We start from the raw sequence: 25,620 nt of genomic DNA on the forward strand, positions 1-25,620 counted from the left end.
TTTTGTGATAAATGTATCAACTTGAATTCGTACTGATGCTGATCGAGATTTACGTTACTTCAAGAAGTTTGAGCAGAACATTATCATCGATCCAATTCAGACTCAATTAACCTATGAACTACCTGTGTTATCAATAGAAGAAGTAGATGCTCAAGTTGCAGAAAAACCGACAGATGCCAAGTCAAAGCACGAAAACAATATTCCTTTAAACGATATAATTGCCCAACTATCTACTGAGACTGAGTCAGGTGACTAAACACGTAAATAGTTAAATAATTTGCAATGAAAGTTCAATCGGTCGAGTTAAAGTATTTCAAGAAATTCAGCAATCCGCCTGTATTTGATTTTACGGATTCAGAAACGGGCTTGGCACGAGATATTATTGTCCTAATCGGCATGAATGGTGCGGGTAAAACCAGTCTTTTACAGGCAATTGCGGCGACGCTGGGAGTAGCAACTGGACGATTACAAAAACTTCCTGATTTAGATTGGGTAGGATTTAATTATGAACTGTTAGGAAATAACTGGGATCGATTTGAGCCAGAGGTAACTCTAAAGGTACAATTTTCCTCTGAAGAACTCCATGCTGTTCAGGAATTCAATCATAAATTACAAGAAATGGATCGTCATTTACCCGTTCCTCCAGCAGAGGATTATCTAGCAACTTTGAGATGGCAAGGTGAGCGAGTTCAGGCAGATAAAGCGGCTCAATTGTTCCAATTTAAAGGACGAGACTATGCTAAACAACTACTCCGATCTGAAGGATTTCAGGTGTTTGAACGAGTGGGTACAGTATTCTGGTATACCGAACAAAGAACGTCAACAAGTTTAACCAGTGAAAATCCCGATCAGAAAATTGAAATAACTGAAAATATTTTACGCGATCGCCTATCAAAATGGCGGCAATTTCACCAAGATGTTGAAACAGGTAGAATTAAGCAACTACGTCCAGGACAAAAAGATGTGTACGCTGAAATTGAACAAGCTTACCAGAAGGTTTTTCCCGAACGTAGTTTTGAAGGTCCGGTTCCCCGCGAAAATATTGATGATATCCTGAGTGAACCATGGTTTTATCTCTACGATGGCAAAAACCAGTATGAAATTTCGGAACTCTCTGGCGGAGAACGGGCTATATTTCCCATACTAATGGACTTTGCCAACTGGAATATTCATAATTCAGTCATCTTGATTGATGAACTTGAATTACATTTACATCCGCCAATGCAACAAGCATTGCTGAGGAATTTGCTAAAGTTGGGTAAAAATAATCAATTTATCATCACAACTCACTCTGATTATGTAGAGCAATTAGTCCCTGAAGCACATATTATCCGGTTAGAGGTGTAACTTTGAGTATCGTTGATAAGGTTATTTTCTGTGAGGGGAAACAAACCAGTTTAGATATCAAACTTCTAGAGCGCATCTTAACAGAAAATCCAGAACAGCGACCAACAATTGTGTCGGCTGGTGGGAAGTTTACATTTTCAGTTTTTGCTCAAGGTTATTTTTTTCCGGATGAAGCGATCAATAAACAATATATCATTTTTAGGGATAGAGATTTTGATGTTCAGCCAACTGCAAACGTTAAATTACTACAACTGGGACAACGCTGTTTTTTAACGCATCGTGCTTGTGTTGAAAATTATCTTTTAAATGCTAATTTAATTCATAAGTATTGGCAGGCTAAGTTTGCAGAGAAATCGGAAAATCCTTTATCCAAGTGGGGACATGGCGATTCACCAGGAATTGAGACAATTGCAGCATGGATTGACAGGGCAGCAAGGACACTGACAGACTATCAAGCAGTACGATGGGCATTGGCTGATGTAGCGAAGCCAAGTGTGGCGCGATCGCAGCTTGAAACAACTTGGACAAAAGGTAGTGGTAACCTTCCAGCTTCTTTAGATCTACAACACTGTCAAGCTGAAGCAAAGAAACTCATTCAGACATTTAGAGAGGCTGTTGATCAAGTCACCCAAGATAGATTTGAAGAAAGGCTCGTTATCTATCAGACTCAGTTTGACCAAGCTGAATTTTGGCAACAGAAACAGTATTTGATTTGGTTTCATGGTAAAGATCTGCAAAAAGCCATGCAGCGACAAGAATCTCAATACATTTCTTTAAAAAACTTTTTTAATTGGGCAATTGATCAACTTGATATTACTCAATATTCTGATTTGATGGAATTACAAACAGAAATTGAGAACTTATAAGTAGGTGGACACAATTAAACTTAACGGTAGAGACGTTCCAGGGAACGTCTCTACATCAACCTATTTTGTGGTACTCTTACGACTCTTCGAGGATTTCGAGGATTTTGAGGATTTTGAGGATTTTGAGGATTTTTTGGAACGACTGCTGGATTTTTTCGCGGCTAAGAGTTCCAAAGCTTTTTCTAAGGTAATATCCTCAACCGATTGATCATCAGGGATTCCCGCATTGGTTTTACCATGCTTGATGTATGTTCCATAGGGACCCTCGTAGACATTGACGGGTTCTTTATCCTCTGGATGTTCCCCTAATTCCTTCAAAGGAGTCTTGGATTTGCTGCGACTACCCCCCTTGGATTTTTTCGGCTCAGACAAGATTTCCAATGCACGATCCATGGAAATTGTCAATACATCGTCGCCTTTTTTCAAGGAACGATAATCTTTTCCCTCTTTACCTTGGTTATGGACGACATAAGGACCAAAGCGTCCTAATCCCGCCTGAACTTTACCCCCAGTAGCCGGATGAACGCCTAAGGTGCGCGGAAGGGATAATAAACCCAGCGCCATGTCGAGGGTGACATCTTCCATGTTCACCCCCTTGGGTAAAGACATCCGCTTCGGTTTCTTATTCTCCTCCGAGACTTCACCCAATTGGACATAAGGACCATAACTTCCGATTAACAGATAAATCGGTTCGCCTGTTTCGGGGTGTAGTCCCAGTTTTTCGGGTCCTTGGGTTTTTTGCTTGAGAATCACCTCCACCTGTGCTGCATCCAGTTCCGAGGGGGTCAAGTCTTGGGGAATGGAGGCGGTGACGGAACCCTCGCCATTTTCGGCTTCGATGTAGGGACCAAATTTACCAATGCGAACTTTGACATCCAGATTTTCTAGTTCGATACTCCGGGCTTCGTTGGGATCAATTTGGTCTTCCCGTTCGCGAACTTGGGTTTCTAAGCCCTTGTCACCCCGATAAAACTTCTCCAAATAGGGTAGCCATTCGGCTTCTCCGGTGGAGATTTCGTCCAGGGTTTGTTCCATTTTGGCGGTAAAGCTGGTGTCTACCAAGTCTGGGAAGTGTTTCTCTAATAAACTGGTGACGGCGAAGGCGGTGAAGGTGGGGATCAGGGTCTTTTTTTGCATTTGGGCATAGCCGCGATCGATAATCGTACCGATAATGCTGGCGTAGGTACTGGGACGCCCAATTCCTTCACTTTCTAGGGTTTTGACCAGGGAGGCTTCGGTGTAGCGCCCTGGGGGTTGGGTTTCATGACCGATGGCTTCCAGGTTTTTGCACTCGGGATGATCTCCGACGGCTAAGGCGGGAAGGACGACTTCTTGGTCTTCTAAGGCGGCGTCGGGATCATCGGAACCCTCTACATACGCCCGCAGATAACCGGGAAAATCGATACGTTTACCTGTAGACCGAAATCCGGCATCTTCAACGTCTAAATCTACGGTAATGTGGGTTTGGCGCGAGTCTGCCATTTGGCTGGCGACAGTGCGCTTCCAAATTAACTCATACAGTTGCAATTCACGACCCGATAATCCGGTGTCTCTGGGGGTACGGAATGTGCTTCCGGCGGGACGAATCGCTTCGTGGGCTTCTTGGGCGGCTTTACTTTTGGTGCTGTACTGACGCGGTTTGGGGCTGAGGTATTGCTGACCATACATTTGTTCGACGCAACTCCGGGCTGCCGCGATCGCTTGTGCGGATAAATGCACCGAATCCGTCCGCATATAGGTAATATACCCCTGTTCATACAAATTTTGAGCCGTCCGCATCGTATCTCGCGCCGATAGGCTTAATTTGCGGTTGGCTTCCTGTTGCAGGGTGGAGGTGGTAAACGGGGGGGCGGGTTTGCGGGTGACGGGGCGTTCCTCTAGGTCAGTCACCGTCCAGGTTTTGTCTGTCAGCCGCGCCTGTAAGTCTCGCGCTTCGGCTTCATTCAGCAGCCGCACAGTCCGCCCTTCAATAATTTGCCCGGTGTTGGCGTCGAAATCACTTCCGGTGGCTATTTTTGTCCCGGCTAGGGTGATGAGTTTGGATTCAAAGGGCGTATTGTCTTGGTCTAAAAGGGCTTTTAAATCCCAATAACTCCCTTGACGGAACGCACGGCGTTGGCGTTCTCGATGCACCAGCAGCCGCACGGAAACGGACTGAACCCGACCGGCTGATAATCCCCAGGCGATTTTTTTCCACAGTAGGGGAGAGAGGGTATAGCCTACCAATCGGTCTAAAATTCGGCGGGTTTCTTGGGCGTGTACCAGTTGGTCATCAATATCCCGACAATTTTGCAGGGCGTCACGAATGGCTTCTTGGGTAATTTCGTGAAAAACCATGCGTTTGCAGGGTACTTTGGGTTTGAGGACTTGCAATAAATGCCAACTAATGCTTTCCCCTTCCCGGTCTTCGTCTGTGGCGAGTACCAACTCTTCGGCGTTTTTCAAGGCGTCTTTGAGTTGTTTGACAACTTTCTTTTTATCTTTGGGGACAACGTAGATGGGTTCAAAATCCGCCTCTACATTGACCCCCAACTGCGCCCATTTTTCTCCCTTGACGGCTTCGGGGATCTCACTAGCCGATTGAGGGAGGTCACGAATATGACCCATTGACGCTTCTACTTGGTAGCCCGAAGGCAAGTAGTTGCGAATGGTGCGGGCTTTGGTGGGAGATTCGACGATGACGAGGGTGGTCATGGGAGTCCTCAAAATAGCAGCCTAGCTGAATAGTCTAATCTAAGTCGTTTATGCAGGGTATCAAGTCATTGATCCGTAATCAGAGAGTTTGAACTTTTTCCTTCCTTCAAGAGAACCGGGTGCGTGAGTGTGTAGGGGCGGGTAATGGAACTTTCTTGTCGCTATTGATGGTAACCTTTGTGCAAAACCCGCCTTGAGTGATCCTTCACGTCGCTCAAGGACATGGTTTTGAGTGAAAGTGATGGTCGTGGGTGTTGGCGTGTGCGGTGCATGATGGCTAGGTTAGGCGGTTGGTGCATCCCCAAAGTCATCACTAGCAAGGCTATACCGGGAATACAGTCCCAGTTAGTCCCATACTACGCTACTGCTTTGGGTCGATCATCTATCAGATGTTTCTTCTTCTCTTATATATCTATATCCCATCTCAAGAGTAACTGCACTTTTTCCAGAGGGAAGATGGGGAAGATGGGGAATGGCGGATACGTCCTAGGGACATGACCTGTCGTACCCCTACAATAGGATCAGCGATCGCACTCCCAATCATTAGTTGCTAGATCTGTCTCACTCAGGAGTCGGATAGGCATTGCCCACCCGACATCACATCTTAACAAGGGGCTAAGGTTAACGCTTCACCCGTGAGACTAAAGGCGCGAACTTCGGTAATTTTTACCTTAACTAACTGTCCTTTTAATTGATTAATATCGCCGCTAAAGAACGTCAACCGATTCCCCCGGGTGCGTCCCATCACTTGGCTGGAATCCTTGGGATTTTGGTCTTCGACGAGGACTTCTTCAATTCGCCCGAAATACCGTTGCGATCGCGCGGCGGCTTTTATACTAACTAAATGGTTGAGTCGTTGTAGGCGATCGCTCTTTACCTCTTCACTTAACTGATTCTCCCATAAGGCGGCGGGTGTACCGGGGCGAGGTGAGTAAGCAGCGGTGTTTAATTGGTCAAATTCAATATCCTCGACCAGTTTTAACGTATTCTCAAACTGTGCCTCGGTTTCTCCGGGAAAGCCGACAATCGCATCCGCACTAATTGAAGCATCGGGCATATAATCGCGAATCGTATCAATAATTCGGCGATATTTTTCCTGGGTGTATCCCCGCGCCATGGCTTTGAGGATATCGTTATCCCCGGATTGGAAAGGAATATGGAAATGTTCGCAAACTTTCGGCAATTCCTTACAAGCGCGAATGAGTCGTTCGGTGAAATAGCGGGGGTGACTGGTGGCAAACCGAATCCGCTCAATGCTGGGGACATCGTGAACATAATAGAGTAAATCTGTCAAGGTGTGCTGATGCCGTCCCGATTCAGTCACGCCGGGTAAATCTCGTCCATAAGCATCAATATTTTGTCCCAGTAGGGTGATTTCTTTATACCCTTGCTGTCCTAATTCCGCCATTTCTGCCCGAATCGCCTCCGGGGTGCGGGATTGTTCCACGCCGCGCACATTGGGGACAACACAGTAGGTGCAGCGTTCGTTACAGCCGTAAATTACATTCACCCAAGCGGTAACGGTGCTATCGCGACGGGGTTTGGTAATGTCTTCGACGATATGGATGGGTTCAGTGGCGACAATTTGGTTTCCGTCACCGACTTGTTCGAGTAAGTCTTTCAGGCGGTTAGCGTGTTGAGGTCCCATAACTAAATCCAGTTCGGGAACACGCCGCAGCAGCGCTTCTCCTTCCTGTTGAGCGACACAGCCAGCGACAATTAAGGTAAGGTCGGCTTGTTCTTGTTTTCGCTTTGCCTGTCTACCCAGGTAGGAATAGACTTTTTGCTCGGCATTATCGCGAATCGTGCAGGTGTTGTAAAGGATCAGGCTAGCGTCATTGGGATCTTCTGACCACTCAAATCCCATATCTTCTAAGATACCAGCCATGCGTTCCGAGTCGGCTTTGTTCATCTGGCAGCCGAAGGTGGTGATATGGTAGCGACGGGGGGAAGTGGTCATGTTAAGTCGTAGGGTTTTGAGATAGGGTACAAATTCTTATTATAAGTTTTGTTTGTAGTTGGGGCTTTAGCCCCTTTCCAAACGCGATCGCACTCACATATTTGTTGGCTTGGGTAACAGGGGAGCAATCAGTTCAACGAGTTCAGGTATATCATGCTGAATTAGATCCCATAACGTATCAAGATTAACGCGATCGTATTGGTGGGCAAGAATATCGCGCATTCCAGCCATATCCTTCCAGGGAATGTCGGGATGAGTGTTGCGGAAATCGGGGGATAATCGCTTAGTTGCTTCACCGACAACTATCACCTGGTAAAGAATGGCAGATTGTTTTTCTTCGTTGGTGGCTAAATTAGCTTTAGTCACTCCAGTTGCAAATATCAGAATCCGTTGCGCGGCATTATGGATATCTAGTAGTGCTGCCTCATCTCTGTTCATAGATTGTTTGGGCGGTACTTAATATTTCTCGCTGCCGAATCCAATTATCACTCATCTGAATTGAGGCTTCAGGGATAAGGTCAATAGGGCGATTGAGATGGGATTCTAATTCGTGTTTAATTTTCGCTAGGGTGAGCAATCCTTGCCGTGCATTGGGAGCGAATGTGATCAGCACATCGATATCGCTATCTGCTCGAAAGTCGTCACGCAGGATTGAACCAAATAATGCCATTTTGGTGATTCCCCACTGTTGGCAGAAGTTGACAATTTCATGGCTAGGTAAGCCCAAACGGGTTTGGATTGTTGGATTTTGAGCGAGCGGTAGGATCATGAATCAAGTCTATTTTTCAGGACGTTAGGTTCAGGCTTTCTATAATGTTTGCACAATACAGTATATCTTTAGGACTTCCGCAAAGGCTTTATATGTAGGGTGTGGAGAGCGAAGCGTAACGCACCATTGCCTATAGTTGGCGTAGCTGCGTAAGTCCTGATCTTTTTAACGCAGAGGGACGCAGAGGTCAACGCAGAGGGGCGCAGAGGTTTTTTGGGGGTTTGTGGTCAGGGTGTTTTTTATTTGCTTCTTTTATAATTATATGTGGTATCGCTGCATAAATAAGTGTCGGATTCTGTGTGAAAGATTAAGTTAATTATTGCTGGAGTTTAATGATGTAATTTATTGTCCTAATGGTGATAATTTTGTGATGATAGCTGTATCGATTTAACTCCCCAAAACGGTATTATATGTACTGAAAAAGAATCCCGATTATTTTGTTGAAGAGATGCGAATAGCTGCTGCTGTAAAATGGTATGAATTGGGTCAAATATCTCAAGGCAAAGCCGCCGAACTTGCCGGGATTACCCGTGGGGAATTAATCAATGCGTTATTTCGGTATCAAGTGGATTTTATGCAATACACGGCTGAGGAGTTGGCAGAGGAAATGGCAAATGTTGATTAAGCGGGTGGTGATTAATGCTTCACCTCTGATTGTCCTATTTAAAAGTTAACAAGCTGACTTATGATTGAAAGATTTTGTAGGGGCGGGTTTTACGACTATCTTTTCGGTTGCACCCGGATGTAACTAAACCCGCCCTGACTCAGGTGTCTAAACTTGCCATGAAACGTTCGCATCTGAAGGAGTAAGCGGGTTGGTGAGTCTTTAGATTGTGGCTGGCGAGTCTCTATACGTGGCTAGCGAGTCTTTATGTGTGGTTAACGAGTCTTTATGTGTGGCTAGCGAGTCTTTATGTGTGGCTAGCGAGTCTCTATGTGTGGCTAGCGAGTCTCTATGTGTGGCTAGCGAGTCTTTATGTGTGGCTAGCGAGTCTTTATGTGTGGCTAGCGAGTCTTTATGTGTGGCTGACGAGTCTCTATACGTCGCTGACGAGTCTCTATGTGTGGCTAGCGAGTTTCTATGTGTGGCTGACGAGTCTCTATGTGTGGCTGACGAGTCTTTGAGCCTGGAACAAGCCCTGGCGAACCGCCTAAACGACTCAATCAACATAATCCGCCTATCCTAACGGGTGCAACGGCAAGAAATGGGAAAGGAACTTCACCTTCAGCGTGAATCGAGATACAATCGGAACTTGGATTATCCGTTGTCGGGAACCCGCAACATACGTTCTTCAATCGTCCCCCAGGTTTTGGGCGATACCCGCACGGCTGATTCCTTGCACCGAACCATCAGAGAATTGGCATAGCAATAATTGGACATTGCCTTTGCTTCTGCTTCAGGTAAATTAATTAATTTTTGGGTTAAATTAAAACATTTGAGATAAGTCTGTAATATTTTCACAGAAAAGACTTGATGTTTTTCCAGAGATTGATTATTTTTTGGTACTTGAGTTTTCAGGACTTCTAGTCTGGCAATCAACACCGTGAGATTGGTGTCTTTGAAAATTTTAAATTCTTTCAAGTTATAAGTAGTGTCAATAGCTTTAGTGATAGCAAGGGCGTTGGCGAGGGCGTGGGCATGGGCGTAGGCATGGGCGTCGGCGAGGACGAGGGCGAAGGAGTAGGCATGGGCGTCGGCGAGGACGAGGGCGAGGGAGTAGACAAGGGCGAAGGAGTAGGCACTGGGGTCAGCTAGAGCGTTGGCGAGGGCGAAGGAGTAGGCGCTGGGGTTGGCAAGAGAGTAGGCGAGAGCGTGGGCGTAGGTAAGGGCGATCGCACGTTTTGCCACAGGCTTCATATCGCTTTCAGAATCAGCCGTGATCCAATCTGCCCAACGTAATAACGCTTGTAACCGAGGAGTATTAATATAGGTTTGCGCTTTTTTTTCCATCAACAAGAGTAACTCATCTGCTCCACCCCGCATAAGTCCAGAAACCAACAAAAATACCTCTCGCCAGCGCTGATCAGTAAGATGTTCCTTGACTAACTTTTCAATTTGGCGATGATCATCAATATATTGCGCCGTCAAATATTCTTGAAGCGTCAAATGAGAAAACGAGTAAACCCCTTCTGCCCGTTGGACTAATACCCCATGTTGTTTTTCAATTGATTTTAAAACCGCTTCCCCATCAATCAATGTTTCATCCGGAAGCATTTCTGCCAAGAGTTCCTCAATCTGATCCGTAATTTCCCGTCTAGGTAAAAATAAATGATCTGCCTGAAACGCATCATGGGCAATTTCTGACAGCATCATCTCCTTGCGTTTCGTATCTAATCCTTTATAAACGTCATCTTTAAACACACCCTTTTCCGCTGCCCATTCTTCCAGCAAGACACGCAATGCCCGTTCATACAGCGTAGCGCGGTTGGTGGGAAATTTACGGGAGCGCTGATAAAGTAAACAGACTAACGTCAGCAACAATGGTGTCTGGGTGAGTTCCTTCGCCGCTTTATTGTCTTCATGATTCAGCTTTTGCCAACATTCTTGACCTATTTCTGGTTCACGCCCAAACCAATTACTAATAAAGTTTTCAATCTGATCATCATCAAACTCTGCCATTGCCACATCGGTAAAGCGGCGGAAATTGTGGCGATAAGCCGCAACTCGACAGGAAGCAATAAAGCGATTTTTATCATGTAAATCGACAAAGTTCTGAATATGCTGAATTACCTGATTCATGCGCTCCGTTGGCACTTCATCCAATCCATCCAACAAAATCAGCAGTTTCCCTTGTTCCAAGGCTTTAGCCGTAAATGCCTGGTACGAGGGAAAGCCACAGATACGGAATTCTTCAGCAATTTTATGTTCAATATCAATCTCACCCTGGTTAAATGTCTTGAGTTCAATCAATACTGGAATACAAGCGTGTTTAAATTTCCCCTTCTTTCCCTTCAGCGCTTCCAATCCCATCCGCCGCAAGAAGGTAGACTTTCCTGAACCGGGACTTCCTAACACCATCAAATACGGCTTTTGATTGGCGACAGTGATTCCGGCTTGCTTGGGGCAATCTTTAGACTGAAAACTCCGCTGTTTTGCTTCTCGATAGACAGTTTCCAGGGTTTCAACGGATTCAAAACTGCGAATCGCGGCGTCATCCAAAAATTGCACCGTTGTATAAACCGATTCCAAGGAAACAGGTTCTCGCATTCCTAAGACTTTCAGAATGCCGTGACGTTCTGTGTAATTCTGTGCATATTGCCGAGAGGCTTTAAAAATCGCTTGTTTGGCTTTTTCATCCAGAGTTTTGCCAAATAATCCCAGAACTTTACCACCTTGTCCCCAGAGGGTTTGGAAAACGGGAACGGCGATGCCGCTAATCGCTTGAGCGATGAGAGCTTCAGATCCAGTCATGGCGGTAAGAATGCGATGGTAGGGGAATTATTAACCAGATTAACGACTATTCTAGACGAATTGCCACTTTAGTTTTCAGACGCTTCAAAAGCAAGACGTTCCACCGGAACGTCTCTACATGGCTCCCCTCTCCCAAGCTTGGGAGAGGGGCTGGGGGTGAGGGCTGGCTTGGGTGAAAGCTAAAATCCCTACAGTTTTGGCTTAACCACTAGCGCGGCTATCAACGCAGGTGTACCGCCAATTAACCCGATAATCAACCAACGAAGAAAATCAAACCCTTTGCGTCGAGCCAGGAGCGCCGCGATAATACCAATGATGCAGTGAAGCGTCAACAGAAGATAGGGATTAGGTTGTAGCGGTAAATTAGATAGCAAAGCAACTCCTTGGAATCGATGCGACGGATATCCAGTTGTTATCAACAATAGCCTATTTTGTCACAAATGCTTTCACTCGAAAAGGCAGAAAAAAAACGCATTTTCTACGCTTCACTTTGTTTAAAGGTATACTTTTTACATTTTACTCTGCTCTCCTGGATTCCGTTCATTTGATCGGGCAAAAAAGTCAACCATAATCGATTGTTTGTCTTGAACCTCTAGTAAAATTACTGAATAGGCGATTAATTCGTCAATCGCTAAACAAATTACTCCCACTAACACCAAAAACATTCCGGTGATAAACAAAAAAATGGGGACTCGTTCCAGGAGAGTGATTCCCATAAAAAAATGCAGAGCAATAGCAAATGAGGTCAGCACAAAAAAAACCACCGCTAATGTGTCGCAAAGGGTTGCATTCCGCACATACCAGGCGCGGCGCAACAGATTATTCAGTTGATGCTCTAAACTTAAAAAGCGAATATCTTCTCCTGCATCGAACTGTCCTTGATGCGTTAACTCTCGCGAAAGGATTCTTCTCTCATTGTTCAATAAGCGGATGCGATTTAATAAAGAAGACTGTCTCGCATTTAATCCCAAAAAAAATAATCCACTGGAAGAAATCATCACGGCTGGCGCAAGGATGGCTTGAATGACTTGAGTGACAGTGAGAGACATTTGATCCATGATTTTCTTGGGTGCTACCTAGCTAAATCTTGAGCAGTATAGCGCAGGATTGCCATTGAATGCGATTGTCAGAGGAGATACATTATATCAGGAATAATTTTGTAGCCCACGTTACAGGACGTTTGTAGTAAGGGCTTTAGCCCTAAATTAGTCGGGGCTTTAGCCTTACATGAGAAATGGTGCGTTACGCTTCGCTAACGCACCCTACAATTGGACGACGATTGGACGACAATTTGCTGAGTGAAAAAGGGTATTTACTCTGCCATCGATTGCAAAGGTAATATAATCGTAAACGTTGTCCCTTTACCAACTTCACTTTCAACTGTAATCAGTCCACCATGCAAATCCACGCATTTCTTGACAATGGCTAATCCTAATCCCGTTCCCTGAATTGTGCCAACATTGCCGGCGCGTTGAAACGACGAGAATAGTTTTTTGATATCCTCTGGCGGAATACCAATCCCTTGATCTTGAATATGGAAAATCGCCGATTCTCCTTCGCAAGTTAACTCAACCTTCACCTCACTCCCCTGGGAAGAATACTTAATCGCATTAGAAATTAAGTTGTTCAAGATATGCTGTAACAGTTTCTCATCCATTTGAGCATCCCCACAGTCACCATGACAGACAAAGTTAATCGAATGCTGTTGACTGATACTCATTTGCAGCGTGTCTACAATGTCCTGACAGAAGGCAATTAAATTCATTGAGGCTGGCTTAAACGTCAGTTTCCCCGCCTCAGCTTTCCCAATTGTCAGCACATCATCTAATAGCTGCGTCATCCGGCTAACCGCAATTTGAATCCGCTGATGATGCGCCTTTTTCTTCTCATCGGTTAACTTTTTGCTGTAGCGGTCTAAAAGTTCTGACGATGACAGAATTGCCGTTAAGGGGGTGCGGAATTCATGAGACACCAAGGAGACAAAACTAGAGCGTAGTTCACTCAGTTCTCGTTCCTTTTCCAAAGCTTTAATAATTTCCGCTTCTGCCTTTTTCAACGGTGTAATATCCCGCCCAACTCCCTGAAACTCGACAATATTTACTTCATTGTCAAACATCACTCGTTCGGTCCATTGTTGCCAGCGAATCTCATTGTCTGGCAAAATGACTCGGTGTTCGTAGGTGACGATGGGCTTTTCAACGGAAAGGGTTTTAAATTGCTGGTTGACAAATTCCTGGTCAATTTCCGGAATCTGGGGTTTAAATCGATATCCGATTAATTCGGAGCGTTGTTTGTTGAAATAGCGACAGTAGGCATCATTGACAAAGGTGAATGTGCCATCGGTTTTAAACCGACAAATCAATTCAGTTTGATCTTCAACAATGGCTCGATACCGTGCCTCACTTTGACGCAGGGCTTCCATGGCTTGTTTGCGTTCGGTGATATCCTCAACCATGGCTAAGGTATAGAGGACTTCTCCCTTTTTATCCCGTAAGGCAATGAGCGTTAAATTGACCCAAACTAAATCTTTATTCTTTTTGATATAGCGTTTTTCCAGTTGAAAGCTGTCAATCTCCCCCTTAATTAACTGCTGCATATAAGGGATTTCCAGCGCCAACTCGTCGGGGTGGGTAATATCCTTAAAGCTGAGTGCCATGACTTCCGATTGACTGTACCCCAGCATGGAATAAAATGCCCGATTTACGCGAATATAGCGATCATTTAAGTCTGCCAATGTCATGCCAATGGGTGCTTCATCAAATACCCGACGAAACTGTTGTTCGCTATTGCGTAACTCGGCTTCGGTTTGCTGATGCTGAAGAATTTCCGCTTGCAGTTGCGCGTTTGTCTGCTTGAGTTCGTGAGTCCGTTCCTCAACCCGCTGTTCTAACTCTACCATCGCCGTTTGCAGTTTTGCTTCTGCTTGTTTACGATCGCTAATATCCCGACCTTCGGCAATTAAGAGTTCGATTTCGCCGTTTTCCTTTCGCAGGGGTTTGAGGGAAAAGTCAATCGTGATCACGGACTGATCGGGGGCTAATATATCGGCTTCATAGCGAATGGTTTTCCCTGTCGCCGCTTCAGCAATCGCCGTTTGCAACTGCTGTTGAGTTTCGGCAGAAATTGTCCAACATTTTAATTGCCAGAAGGGATATCCGATTACTTGAAAACTATCTAGTTGGCAAAAGTCTGTAGCTGTCTGGTTATCAGCGACAACATTTCCCTCTAACGTTAACAAGCTGGACAATTGGAACGTTTGATTGAAAACCGCCCGAAATCGCCGTTCACTTTCTCGCAGTTGGGATTCGGCTTGCTGGCGACTCAAGGCGTTAGCAAAGATACCACCAATAATTTGTAAGAGGGAGAGGATATCGTCTGACCAAATTTTTTCTGCGTTAACAGTGGAACACCCTAAATATCCGATTAGATGATTGCCTTGGGCGATGGGAACAATGGCGATAGATTTAGCCCCGGTTAACTCCAGCGCTTGTTTCAGGGAATTGGCTTCGGGGGGCAAATCGCTGCGGCGGGAAATTTGAATCGTTTCTAAGTTTCTCAGTTTTGCCATTCCCCACGGGTAAGAGGCGGTGGGAAAATCTTGCCATTGGGGTTGGATGGAACTCACACCCGGTGCATCCCATTCCTGAATCATACTGGCGGTAGCAGTGTCTTCTGAGAATAATGCCATATAAGTGCGATCGCACTCGCAAAATTTACCGATTTTTTCCAGGGTGTGCTTAATGGCATGCTCAATACCATCCGAGGACAACTGGATGAATTGATGGGATAGGCTAGTGATTAACTGCTCAAACTCGATGCGTTCTTTGAGCTTGGCTTCTGTGTGCTTGGTTTCGGTGATGTTTTTGCCAACACCATACAACCTACCATCTTCCACCGGAATCAGTTTCCACGCCAGCCAGCGATAACTCCCGTCTTGGTGGCGAAGGCGATGTTCACACTCAACCGCCTCGGTTGAGGTAAAGTGGGCGATGGTGCGATCGCGATCATCGGGATGAATCAGTTCCCAGGAAGTATGCGATCGCAACTCCTCCTCTGTCCAGCCCAAAACCTTTTCCCAAGCCGGATTCAGCGGCTGCCAATATCCCTCTTTGTTCCATATTCCGAATAAATCATCCGATATTCTCAAAAATAAAGTTTGAGTGAATTCCCGGTTGGCTGGTTGATCCATGGATTCACTAGGCGTTTGAAAACTATTCATTTTAATTTGGGTTGTAATCCTTCTGGACGACGGCAAACGATAATGTTTAGATGCACCCCTCTTAATTTTTCAGTATAGACACGTCATACAGAAGCTAAACATTGTACTACACCAACACCAGATATAAGGAGACTCCCCAAGACTGCAAGGGATAGAGGAGCAGAGGGAGCAGAGGGAGCAGAGGGAGCAGGGGGAGCAGGGGGAGCAGAGGGAGCAGGGGGAGCAGAGGGAGCAATGTAGAGACGTAGCATACTACGTCTGGAAGCAGGGGAAGCCAGGAAAAATTTCCCGTATTTCTTTAAAAAAGGTTTACATAAATTCATATATTTGCGTTTATACTAAACATTAAGACTGTCAAATTAACGCAAGCCTAGACCTTCAGGGCAAAATTTTCCCATCCGTTCACCAAAGCAGGGAGAGTAACCCCCAACTCAGACGTACCATAGCACGTCTCTACATAACTTTTTCCTGGGAACCTTCTGCCATCTATCTGCCTTGTTTCTACCCAAAACGGGAGAATTAACCCGAATTTAGTCCAAAAGGGGATCTACCAGCCAACGATAGGTTCAACGGATGCCAATCATCCGATTTATTGACTATCCTCACCCCAAACTAGGAGTATTTCATGCTGGTAACCACCCCATTAGACAAAAGTATCACAGTTAAACGCTTACTTAAACTGTGGGCAGCCCGTTATGTCCCTGACTTATCCACGCTTTCCTTAACCACGAACAAATGTACCACGATTGAGTTAATGGAAGCCGCCTCTCGTCAAGGGCGAGATAAAACGGCAACTAAACTCTCTCGACTGATAGAAATTCACTGCAAATGTGCAGGTATTCGGACCAGTATTCTCTTCTCCTATATTCCCAACGTTGTCAACTTAACCGAATCCCAAGGTATCGCCACATCCTCAGCGCAGGTTTATGAGAAGGTTTTATCCGTCTATCGAAAACAGTCACCAACTCCATCTCTAATGGAGGCGTTATCTGAAGCAGATACTGTGGATATTTCCACCGATTTATATAAAATCTCGGTCATGCCCAAATTAGAGCTACCCGAAGTTTCCTCCCTTGTGACAATTCTGACCCCAGAATTAATGCAATTTCAGTCCCAGCATTTATCTGCCAATAATCAGAATACCCTGGGATTTATGAGTACCCAGTTTCATCTCAGTTCCAAGGTATTGTTGAATCGGTTAAGCCTACCGGAACAGTTATTGCTCTCTCCTTACTTTAAATTTGTTGAAGAGCAAGTATGTATTCCCTGGCAACGGGTATGCACGGCGGCGGCTCAACATTCTCTTAATTCTCCTGTATTAGCCTTAATCGAGCAACTTATACCCAAGAGTCAGGAAATTGCCACACGGGTTTATCGCCACGCCTTGGAACGATACCCCACTTATCGCAGCCGTCGCGGAAAACTGGATCATCCAGAAGTCAAAGCCTCAAGTATCCGCGATGTGGAGATGTTTCAAGCTTATCTGTGGGTTTGTGTTTTGGAACAGAGTATGGCAGCAATGGAGAAAGAACTTTATCCCTTATGTGAGATGGTTTATCCCAGCGTAAGTGTCAGTTGGGAATTAGTGGAGAGCATGGTTGGACTTTTAGTAGACAAGATTCTCATCCGCCTAGACTCTGAGCAACAATCAATCGTTCAGCCTTATACTACAGCTATGCAGAAATTATTCGCTTGTCGTTAAAGGGAACAGGGAACGGGGAATAGCCTATTTGAGCCGGAAAGGTAGAGACGTAATCGGCTACGTTTCTACCCCCTCTCTGCCTCATCTCCTAGAATAGAGACATTAGAGTTGGTTAAGTCTCTATGGAAACCATTATTGGCAGAGTGTTCGGGATCATTCTGCTGGTAGGATTCAGCGGCTTTAAAATCGATCGCGAATATGAACGCGGCGTGATCTTTCGCTTGGGACGGTTCAGCAATGTCAGAGGACCGGGGATGTATTGGATTCTACCTCTGATTGACCAAAAAGCCCAAGTAGATATCCGCACCAAAACCGTGGATATCGCCCCTCAAGAAGCGGTAACGGCTGACAGCGTGACGATTAAAGTCAATGCTGTTTTATATTATCGCATCATTGACCCATTCCGGGCAATTAATAAAGTCGAAAATTACGAAATCGCGGTTTATCAAGCCGCGATGACGACATTACGGAATGTCGTGGGACAAAATATCTTAGATGATGTCTTGCAAAACCGCGATAAAATCAACCTGCGTGTGCAAGAAATTGTAGACGAAATCACCATAAGGTTGAGAGTAATGGGAGTGTTCAGGTTAAATCAACGGATGAGCCTATTCCCTTAGATTTGTAGAGCGTCGGTCAAGTATTCCGAGAAACCGGGTTTCTTTGGGTGAAAACTTGATATTTCGTTGTCAACCTCACGAGAAACCCGGTTTCTTAACCGATGTCCTAGAGCGGTAGGGATATTTGACAAATGTAGGGGCGGGTTTTACGATTATCGGATGTAAGACACCCAGATATTGATAAACCCGCCCTTGCCCAAGGTATCATTTATAAGACCCAATTGTATCAGACCTGAAATTGTGCGATCGCATCGCATTGAGAAGTGTTGATTCTCATCTATCATAAGATGTATTCAATTGATTGAATAACAACCCCACTTTTTGTTGCCATCACTACCGCCACCTAAGATAACTCCTAATTTAGGTGAAGGGCGCTTATTTAGCCACTTTACCAATGCCGAGGGAGTTACAGGAATTACAGGGATTGTCGGTGATAGTCTTGATATAGGACAACAAGTCATCGTCAGCGAACTTCGATTTGAACAAGGAGAGAATAATTATCTAGCATGGGAATCCGGTAGTATATTCGTTACAGAATTAGGTGTCGATGCCACTGAACGTCAACTCAATGACATTGGTATATTTGGAGATAAACAAAATTGGGCGATTCAGTTTTCAGAAGAGACAGCATTAGTGTCAAATGGAATCAGAGTCACAGGTGTAATGTCATCTCGAAGTATCTTTTGTATTCCTGGTAACACTCTACTCAGAGGCACATTTTTAGTAACGAGGATTCGATAATGACCCATTCAAATCTTAATTCAGTTCTAGAAGATCTTGGGACGACCCAGATTGAAAAACAAGTTCCGGCGTTAGAACAAGCTGTAGACATCGTTGATTCTATTGCTATCCAAGCCGTTGCTGCTTTAAGAACAAGTCCAAATCGCTTTCTGGTTGCCGAACGCCTTAAACGTTTCGGTTCCGTGATTGTGCCGCATCTAGAGAAACTATTCCAGGAATCGGATGATTCAGAAACTCAAATTCTGGCAGCGCTTGTGCTACTGCAATTTAACTCACGGGTAGGAGTACCTTGTCTGTTAGATGCCGTAACTCAGGATAAATACTATGCTGGTTTAGTTGCTGAACATTTAGCAAAACTAGGCATTAAGGAAGCGAATGAACCAATTCTCAATCGTCTCAGAACGTGCCATCTCAAAGAAGTGGATTTAGTGGTTAATCTTCTAGATGCCTTAGCCAAACTCGGTGGTATCTTACCCTCCGACTTGCAGCAACGGTTATCTGCGGCTGATGTGCCTTGGCAAATTCGTACAGTGTACCAAAATAATTTGGCTACTCTCCCGAATCCTGAATCTCCAGATTTAAATGATTATCCGAAAGATAAGTTAACCTTGACCTTCAAGGCTTATTAATCAATCATTTTGGCTTCAATCTCAGAGTTTGTAGTCAGGGAACCTTAGCCTGATAATCGTATTTTATCCAGGGATAAACCTGACAATTCAATCGGGCGCACGTCGGTCATTGGTGTCAACTTAAGGTAGAAAACCAATACTGGCGAGATTTTAAGCTGTGTCTATCTAATCCTTGACATTTTCCCCCTCATCCCCTAACCCCTTCTCCCACCGTGGGGAGAAGGGGAACCCTCTCCCCCAGCCCCTCTCCCGTGCAAAAAAAGCAAAGCATCCTCTGTCATTCCCCCTAAACCTATGACGAAAACCCTAACAATTACTGAAGTCGTTACTTCGCTCAACGAAGCCGAATCGCGGTTTAATATTCGCCGAAATGATAATCTTGACTTCTTTTCAGAATGGCAAGACAATCTTCCTGAACTCACCCAATCCGAACGGGAAACCCTCGACCGGATTAAAACGAGTTACCTCTACAATAGTGCTGATGGCTCAATGACCGAAGCGACGGTGAATTTACTCCTCGTTTCTCCACTGTTGTACTTAGCTGGTTTTTGTGACCCGCCCTATAAACTTAAAGGAGAAAAATCAGTCGAGTTTACGGTTGAAGAACGAGATGAAACCTATCGCGGACGCATTGACGCTCTCGTGTTAAAAAATAAATTTTGGCTAACCTTAATTGAATCAAAACAAACTAAATTTTCCTTTTCAGTCGCCATTCCCCAAGCCCTCGCCTACATGATGGCTAATCCTCATCCCACACAACCGTCCTTTGGCTTAGTCACTAATGGGGATAACTTTCTTTTCCTTAAATTAATTCAAGAACCTGTCGGTTACTATGATTTGTCCACTGACTTTTCCATCTTTGCCCGTCCGCATAATGAACTATACAACGTTCTGCAAATTATGAAACGAATTGGCACGTTAATTACATGAACAGGTTCGTAGTAAGGGAACCTTAGCCCTCTCATCGTGTCATACCCAGGAATAAATTTGACAGGTTCGTAGTAAAGGAACCTTAGCCTTATCATCGTATTTTATCCAGGAATAAACCTGACAATTCAATCGGGCGCACGTCGGTGCGCCCCTACGGTTTCTGGGTGTAATTCTCATCCTCTAAATAGTTAAACGCAACGGATAATCTCAGCCGCAATATCTGGTAACGGAATCACCCTATCCGCTAACCCCGAATTTGCCACCATTCCTGGCATTCCCCAAACAACACTGGTGGCTTCATCCTGCACCCAAACCTGACCCCCAACTTGGCGAATACATTCACAGCCTAAACGTCCATCTTGCCCCATTCCGGTTAAGATAATGGCTAAGGTATTTGCCCCATACAGTTTAGCCACAGAACGAAATAGCACATCAACAGCCGGACGACAGGAGTTTTCTGGCGCGTCTTGATGGGTGCGAAGATGCACACCTGTACCATTTCTCTCGATAATCAGATGATAGTCTCCTGGTGCTATCCACGCTAACCCGGGCTCTAATTGACCCAACGTATAACCCTCAGCCACTTTAATTTGGCATTTTTGCGCTAATCGTTCAGCTAAACGGGTGGTAAATACAGGCGGCATGTGCTGTACGATCACAATCGGTATGGGAAAATTAGCGGGAAACTGGGGTAAAATTGCCTCGAGTGCTTTGGGTCCTCCAGTCGATACGCCGATCGCTAAAATTTTAATCTGAGACTTTACATCAGAGACTGTAACCGTTTGATGCTTTAGAGATGTCCCTGGAAATGGTTCTACACCAGCTTTAACCGGAGTCGAGGGCGAATTGGCACAAAATGCCTTAATTTTGGGAATCAGGTGTTCCTGAATATGTTCGAGGGCTTCCTGTTTACTTTTGGTTTGTGGCTTGGTGACATAATCCGTCGCCCCCAGAGACAGTGCATCCAACGTAGCCGCCGCCCCGCGTTCGGTCAGTATACTATACATAATCACAGGTAATTGATGATCCTGCTGGCGAATTGCGGCTAATGTTTCCAAGCCATCCATTTCTGGCATGGCAACATCTAATATCACCACATCTGGCTTTACTTGAGCCAGTTTAGCCAGGGCGATTTTACCATTCGCCGCGACACCGATGACGCAAAGGGCGGGATCAGCTTCGAGTACGTTACTAATCATGCGCCGCGCTAGCACAGAGTCATCAACAACAAGGATATTTATGGTCATTTGTCATTTGTCATTTGTCATTTGTCATTTGTCATTTGTCATTTGTCAACCCTTCGACTTCGCTCAGGGTTAAGAGTCCGTTAATATTTAAATTGCCCGACAAGTTGTTCAAGTTCATTCGCCGTTTTTGAGAGTTCTAGGGCGGAATTTTGAGTGTTGCTGGCACTTTGGGCGGTGTTTTGAGCCGCATCCGCGACACCTGTAATGTTGCGGGCAATTTCTTGGGAACCGAGGGAGACTTGGTTGATGTTACGGGCGATTTCATTTGTCGTGGCGGTTTGTTCCTCCACCGCACTGGCAATTGTGGTCTGAAAATCGTTGATTTGATGAATAATGGTAGTAATCTGGGCGATCGCATCCACGGAATGCTTGGTGTCTCCTTGTATCGCTTCCACTTTCTGGCTGATGTCTTCTGTGGCATTGGCGGTTTGTTTTGCCAATTCTTTCACCTCGTTGGCAACCACGGCAAATCCTTTCCCGGCTTCTCCGGCGCGGGCGGCTTCTATGGTGGCGTTGAGGGCGAGGAGGTTGGTTTGTTGGGCAATTGAGGTAATTAACTTGACAATTTTGCCAATTTCTGTACTGCTTACCCCTAACTGGGCAATGGTTTGATTGGTGGTTTCGGCGGTGGTGACGGCGGAGGTGGCGACGGTGGTGGCTTCGGCGGCACTTTTGGCAATTTCTTTGATGCTGGCGTGCATTTGTTCCATACCAATGGCGACGGATTGGGTATTGGTACTCACTTGTTCAGCAGCGGAGGAAACGGTAGCGGCTTGAACGGAGGTTTCTTCGGCTGTCGCCCCCATGGTTTGGCTTTCTAGCGTCAGATGTTCGGAAGCATTACTGAGTGCGATCGCAACTTGAGCAATCTGTTTCACTTGATCGGTCAGATTGCTTGCCATTAGGTTAACATTATCGGTCAATTCTTTCCATGTCCCGTCAACCCCTTCCACCATAGCTTGACCCCCAAGTTTTCCATTTACAACGTCTTGAGTTAAGCGGGTGACTTCATGGGCAAAGGTATTCAGTTGATCCACCATCCTATTCAGCGTTGTTTTCAGGGCTAAAATTTCCCCTTTTGCCTCTACGGTAATTTTTTGGGACAAATCTCCCTGGGCGACAGCCGTAGAAACAGCGGCAATATTGCGGACTTGTTCGGTTAGATGTGCCGCCATAAAATTGACAGTCTGGGTTAAACTTCGCCAGCTACCGGATAAGCCGTCAACTGTGGCTTGTCCGCCCAATTTACCTTCAATACCAACGTCTTGGCTGACTTGAGTTATCTCGATGACAATTGTATGCAAGCGATCAACCATTTGGTTCAAGGTATCTTTTAAGGCTAAGATTTCTCCCTGTGCCTCAACGGTGATTTTTTCACTAAAATTACCCTCACTAATCGCCGTAGCAACGGTGGTAATACTGCGTACCTGATCAGTGAGATTTTTCGCCATCAGATTTACGTTATCGGTAAGTTCTTTCCAGATCCCGGAAACCCCTGGCACCTCAGCTTGTCCGCCCAGTTTTCCTTCAATGCCTACGTCACGGGCAACCTGGGTAACTTCCACGGCAAAGGTATCCAGTTGATCAACCATTTTATTCACCGTTGTACTAATCCGGCGAAAGAGTCCTTTTAAGGGTTTCCCTTCAATTTCTAAGGCAATTTTTTGGGATAAATCACCTTTGGCAACGGCATGGAGTACCCGGGCAATCTCAATCGTGGGGTTAACTAAGCTATTAATAATTTCATTAACAGTATCCACATTAGTCCGCCACGAACCTTGCAATTCTGGACGGGAATACTGTTTACTCACTTTGCCCTCTTGAGCAACGGTTTTGCCCATGTCAACCAGTTCAGTGGTAAAGGTTTGGTTCACCGTCACCATTTGATTAAAAATAGTCGCCAGTTCCCCGAAACCGTTCTCAGCAGAAAGGCGAACAGAAAAGTCGCCATCTCTTACTGCTGCCAGGGCTTTTTTAAGTTCTTGTAATGATTTGGAACTGAGTTCAGTTTCTAGAGAGGTTTCCGATTTCAATGGTTCACTTGGTAGATCAACAGGATCAGGTTCATTGCCTGATAAATGATTGGATTCAGTGATAACCGTTTTTTCGGTTTCCTGATTTTCGACACCCTCCGGATCTTCAAAAAAAACAGCACGTCCAGGTTTACGATTTTTCACGAGTTTGTTATTCGTCATTTGTTGTTCGTCATTCGTCTTATGTCTTATGTCTTATGTCTTTCGTGCATCCCTAGCCGATTAAGCAACCGCTGCGATCGCGTTGAGTAATAACTGAAATGAATTGACATCAAAAAACAGGACAATATCACCCTTAACTTGGAGTTCTTCAATATCAAAATGAGTCCGTGCTAAAAGCACATGAGCCTCGTTGTAGCCCATTTTAAAGGACAGAATATGGTCAATATCTTCCTCTTCGTAGCAAGGAATCGCATAGTCCAGTTGTTGCTCCAGTATATTACTAATTGAACCCATAACGCCATTGAGGAGAATATTTCCCACTTCACTCAGGGTGCTAATTTTTAGAGAATCCAGATCCGGACTTTCTACATCTTCACCCGTGAGAACTGAGACTAACATGGCGGCACTTTCCGTGGGAAAAATAAGCTGGGCATTTCCCGCGAATGAGCCACTAAACGGTAACTTTACAGCAGAAAGTGGATCAGATCCTAAGCGTTTTTTTTGTTGGTTTTGCATCTCCAAAAGGGGTAATATTTCCACTTCTGGAATTTGCAACCGGATATTATAGTCAATCATTTCGCTCAACATCCCTGCTGCCTGACCCACTCCAATATTAATTAACTCTTTCAAGGCATCTAATTGGTCATGAGTTAAGTCCACGCTGAGGTTCTCCTAGTTTGTTTTTATACTCAGGGCTTGGGTGACTGCCTCGATAATTTCTGGCGCTTTTGGGGGTTTTTTCAGCAGCATAAATGCACCTAAACTTTCACAATGCTGACGCGCACTGTCCTGAATATCGGCAGTGAGGACAATAACAGGAATTTTTGAACCGCGATCGCGTAATTCTTTGAGTAAACCAAATCCATCCATTTCTGGCATCAACAAGTCGGAAATAATACAATCGGGTGTCGTATTTGCCAGCAAATCCAGACATTCAAGACCATTAGCCGCTTCTAGTGTTTCATGTCCACTTTGTTGGATGGCTTTCTTAATCATCCGCCGAGAAAAGGCAGCGTCGTCTGTAATTAAAATTAATCCCATGATTGTCTAGTCCTTATTTACTGGTGATTGGATAACTTGAAGCGGATCAACATGATCCAATTTTGGTTTTAGCTGGATTGCCATGGTTATTTAAACAGATTTGGCAATCCAGTATATAGGTTTTCATTTGACCCTTTCCTTTTACATCAATTAAACCTCGTTCACGAAACAAATGTGGATTAGATAACTGCTGGTACGTCGCTTCGGTAATCTGAATACAGTTGGATACACCCTGTTGTTCCATCCGGCTGGCGGTATTAACGGTATCCCCCCACAGATCATAGCTAAATTTTTTAGTACCAATTACACCCGCCACCACTGAACCCGTATGAATACCAATTCTTAAACTGAGTGGATCTCCTGTTTTTTGCATTAACTGAGTCATGGTTTCCTGCATCGCCAGTGCCATTCCTAAACTGACATCAGCATGATCATCACGGGGAATAGGGAGTCCAGCGGCAACCATATACCCATCGCCAATAGTTTTAATTTTCTCTAAACCATACTGTTCAGTTAATTGGTCAAACTCCGAAAAAATGGAATTCAGTTTCACCACTAAATCTCTGGGACTAATTTGGGCAGAAAGTTGAGTAAATCCCACCATATCCGCAAATAAAACGCTGACATTTTCAAAGTAATCCGCAATCACACCTTCTGACTGTTGCAGCCGTTGAGCAATGGGTTCTGGTAAGATATTCAGCAATAACCGTTCCGTTCGCTCTTGACTCTGAATCAGTTGGATATACAGTTGAGATTGCAAAATCAAGCGACGCACCCGTTGCAGCAGGACGGGCCAATGAATGGGCTTGGTTACATAGTCAGTTGCTCCGGCTTCAAAGGCTTGATTAACGGATTTTTTGTCCTCCAGGGCTGTAATCATTAGCACCGGAACTTGACTCATTTTTGGATTTTTTTTGAGTTGTTGACAGCAGGTAAAACCATCCATCACTGGCATCATCGCATCCAGTAAAATAATATCGGGAGAGGTCTTTTTACAGAGTCTGAGGCAGTCTAAACCGTCGGATGCTTCCAGAATCTGATATCCTTCCTTTTCTATCACTCGTCGCATCAACAGTCGCTGAGTTTCTTCATCATCGACGATGAGGACTTGGGGGGACGGTTTTTGATTGTTATTGAAATCAGAAATCAGCATGGAATTATTGAGAAAGCTAAAGAGTTCGTCATTCGTCCTTTGTTATTTGTCCTTTGTAAGGGTTTGAGGTTTGTTGGCAAAACTTAGTACGGTTT

20 protein-coding genes and 2 pseudogenes are annotated in these 25,620 nt (G+C 45.0%); 9 read left to right on the forward strand and 13 right to left on the reverse strand.

Features of this window, described 5'->3' with window-relative positions:
• Positions 1 to 282: 282 nt before the first annotated feature.
• Both MC7420_RS10060 and MC7420_RS10065 read left to right on the forward strand, forming a co-directional pair.
• Complete coding sequence (locus tag MC7420_RS10060; RefSeq protein WP_006100176.1) at positions 283 to 1,347, forward strand: AAA family ATPase; 1,065 nt, start codon at positions 283 to 285, stop codon at positions 1,345 to 1,347.
• Positions 1,348 to 1,349: 2 nt separating this feature from the next.
• Positions 1,350 to 2,213 (forward strand): hypothetical protein, encoded by an 864-nt coding sequence (locus MC7420_RS10065; protein ID WP_006100008.1) that lies wholly within the window; start codon positions 1,350 to 1,352, stop codon positions 2,211 to 2,213.
• Positions 2,214 to 2,273: 60 nt separating this feature from the next.
• On the opposite strand, the gene topA is transcribed toward MC7420_RS10065, so the two are convergent.
• The 4 genes from topA to MC7420_RS10085 form a co-directional block, all read right to left on the reverse strand.
• The gene (gene topA, locus MC7420_RS10070) at positions 2,274 to 4,907 is read right to left on the reverse strand and encodes a type I DNA topoisomerase (RefSeq protein ID WP_006100088.1); all 2,634 of its coding nucleotides are present in this window, start codon (positions 4,905 to 4,907) and stop codon (positions 2,274 to 2,276) included.
• 604 nt (positions 4,908 to 5,511) lie between these two features.
• Positions 5,512 to 6,867, reverse strand: a complete 1,356-nt coding sequence (gene miaB / locus MC7420_RS10075; protein WP_006100335.1) for a tRNA (N6-isopentenyl adenosine(37)-C2)-methylthiotransferase MiaB — start codon at positions 6,865 to 6,867, stop codon at positions 5,512 to 5,514.
• A gap of 93 nt (positions 6,868 to 6,960) precedes the next feature.
• Positions 6,961 to 7,305: a HepT-like ribonuclease domain-containing protein gene (locus MC7420_RS10080; RefSeq protein WP_006100029.1), complete on the reverse strand. Its 345-nt coding sequence runs from the start codon at positions 7,303 to 7,305 to the stop codon at positions 6,961 to 6,963.
• Positions 7,292 to 7,636, reverse strand: a complete 345-nt coding sequence (locus tag MC7420_RS10085) for a nucleotidyltransferase family protein (protein ID WP_006100283.1) — start codon at positions 7,634 to 7,636, stop codon at positions 7,292 to 7,294. Before MC7420_RS10085 ends, MC7420_RS10080 begins: the two co-directional genes overlap by 14 nt.
• Positions 7,637 to 8,027: 391 nt before the next feature.
• Here MC7420_RS10085 and MC7420_RS10090 point away from each other — a divergent pair.
• Positions 8,028 to 8,261, forward strand: a pseudogene (locus MC7420_RS10090) (UPF0175 family protein); the annotation flags it as partial.
• A gap of 208 nt (positions 8,262 to 8,469) precedes the next feature.
• Positions 8,470 to 8,823: a hypothetical protein gene (locus MC7420_RS39455; RefSeq protein WP_006100019.1), complete on the forward strand. Its 354-nt coding sequence runs from the start codon at positions 8,470 to 8,472 to the stop codon at positions 8,821 to 8,823.
• 71 nt (positions 8,824 to 8,894) lie between these two features.
• Here MC7420_RS39455 and MC7420_RS43295 read toward each other — a convergent pair whose 3' ends face one another.
• The 4 genes from MC7420_RS43295 to MC7420_RS35035 all read right to left on the reverse strand — a co-directional run bounded on the left by MC7420_RS43295 (position 8,895) and on the right by MC7420_RS35035 (position 15,267).
• Positions 8,895 to 11,048, reverse strand: a complete 2,154-nt coding sequence (locus MC7420_RS43295; protein WP_006100135.1) for an NACHT domain-containing protein — start codon at positions 11,046 to 11,048, stop codon at positions 8,895 to 8,897.
• 188 nt (positions 11,049 to 11,236) lie between these two features.
• Complete coding sequence (locus tag MC7420_RS36735) at positions 11,237 to 11,422, reverse strand: hypothetical protein (protein ID WP_006100250.1); 186 nt, start codon at positions 11,420 to 11,422, stop codon at positions 11,237 to 11,239.
• 135 nt (positions 11,423 to 11,557) lie between these two features.
• Entirely contained in the window at positions 11,558 to 12,106 is a 549-nt protein-coding gene (locus MC7420_RS10100) for a DUF2721 domain-containing protein (protein ID WP_006100015.1), read from the reverse strand.
• Between the two features lie 254 nt (positions 12,107 to 12,360).
• Positions 12,361 to 15,267, reverse strand: a complete 2,907-nt coding sequence (locus tag MC7420_RS35035; RefSeq protein ID WP_006100215.1) for a PAS domain S-box protein — start codon at positions 15,265 to 15,267, stop codon at positions 12,361 to 12,363.
• Between the two features lie 625 nt (positions 15,268 to 15,892).
• Here MC7420_RS35035 and MC7420_RS10110 point away from each other — a divergent pair.
• From MC7420_RS10110 to MC7420_RS10130, 5 genes and pseudogenes are all read left to right on the forward strand, one after another.
• On the forward strand, positions 15,893 to 16,969 hold the full coding sequence (locus tag MC7420_RS10110) for a hypothetical protein (RefSeq protein WP_006099996.1): 1,077 nt from the start codon (positions 15,893 to 15,895) through the stop codon (positions 16,967 to 16,969).
• A gap of 122 nt (positions 16,970 to 17,091) precedes the next feature.
• Positions 17,092 to 17,529 (forward strand): annotated as a pseudogene (locus MC7420_RS10115) (SPFH domain-containing protein); the annotation flags it as partial.
• A gap of 384 nt (positions 17,530 to 17,913) precedes the next feature.
• Positions 17,914 to 18,330, forward strand: a complete 417-nt coding sequence (locus MC7420_RS10120) for a hypothetical protein (RefSeq protein WP_157453112.1) — start codon at positions 17,914 to 17,916, stop codon at positions 18,328 to 18,330.
• On the forward strand, positions 18,330 to 18,959 hold the full coding sequence (locus tag MC7420_RS10125) for a hypothetical protein (protein WP_006100060.1): 630 nt from the start codon (positions 18,330 to 18,332) through the stop codon (positions 18,957 to 18,959). Before MC7420_RS10120 ends, MC7420_RS10125 begins: the two co-directional genes overlap by 1 nt.
• A gap of 294 nt (positions 18,960 to 19,253) precedes the next feature.
• Positions 19,254 to 19,889, forward strand: a complete 636-nt coding sequence (locus MC7420_RS10130; protein ID WP_006100043.1) for a type I restriction endonuclease — start codon at positions 19,254 to 19,256, stop codon at positions 19,887 to 19,889.
• 188 nt (positions 19,890 to 20,077) lie between these two features.
• Here the strand turns inward: MC7420_RS10130 and MC7420_RS10135 are convergent, their stop codons facing one another.
• The 5 genes from MC7420_RS10135 to MC7420_RS10155 form a co-directional block, all read right to left on the reverse strand.
• On the reverse strand, positions 20,078 to 21,136 hold the full coding sequence (locus MC7420_RS10135; RefSeq protein WP_044206240.1) for a protein-glutamate methylesterase/protein-glutamine glutaminase: 1,059 nt from the start codon (positions 21,134 to 21,136) through the stop codon (positions 20,078 to 20,080).
• A gap of 80 nt (positions 21,137 to 21,216) precedes the next feature.
• Complete coding sequence (locus MC7420_RS10140) at positions 21,217 to 23,331, reverse strand: methyl-accepting chemotaxis protein (protein WP_006100271.1); 2,115 nt, start codon at positions 23,329 to 23,331, stop codon at positions 21,217 to 21,219.
• A 60-nt stretch (positions 23,332 to 23,391) separates the two neighbouring features.
• Positions 23,392 to 23,991, reverse strand: a complete 600-nt coding sequence (locus tag MC7420_RS10145; protein WP_006100336.1) for a chemotaxis protein CheC — start codon at positions 23,989 to 23,991, stop codon at positions 23,392 to 23,394.
• 12 nt (positions 23,992 to 24,003) lie between these two features.
• The gene (locus tag MC7420_RS10150) at positions 24,004 to 24,372 is read right to left on the reverse strand and encodes a response regulator (protein ID WP_006100226.1); all 369 of its coding nucleotides are present in this window, start codon (positions 24,370 to 24,372) and stop codon (positions 24,004 to 24,006) included.
• Positions 24,373 to 24,418: 46 nt separating this feature from the next.
• Positions 24,419 to 25,525 carry an adenylate/guanylate cyclase domain-containing protein gene (locus MC7420_RS10155; RefSeq protein WP_006100320.1) on the reverse strand — a complete coding sequence of 369 codons (1,107 nt, stop codon included), beginning with the start codon at positions 25,523 to 25,525 and terminating at the stop codon, positions 24,419 to 24,421.
• Positions 25,526 to 25,620: the final 95 nt, after the last annotated feature.

Origin of the sequence: Coleofasciculus chthonoplastes PCC 7420 (assembly GCF_000155555.1) — a bacterium.
GTDB lineage: Bacteria > Cyanobacteriota > Cyanobacteriia > Cyanobacteriales > Coleofasciculaceae > Coleofasciculus > Coleofasciculus chthonoplastes_A.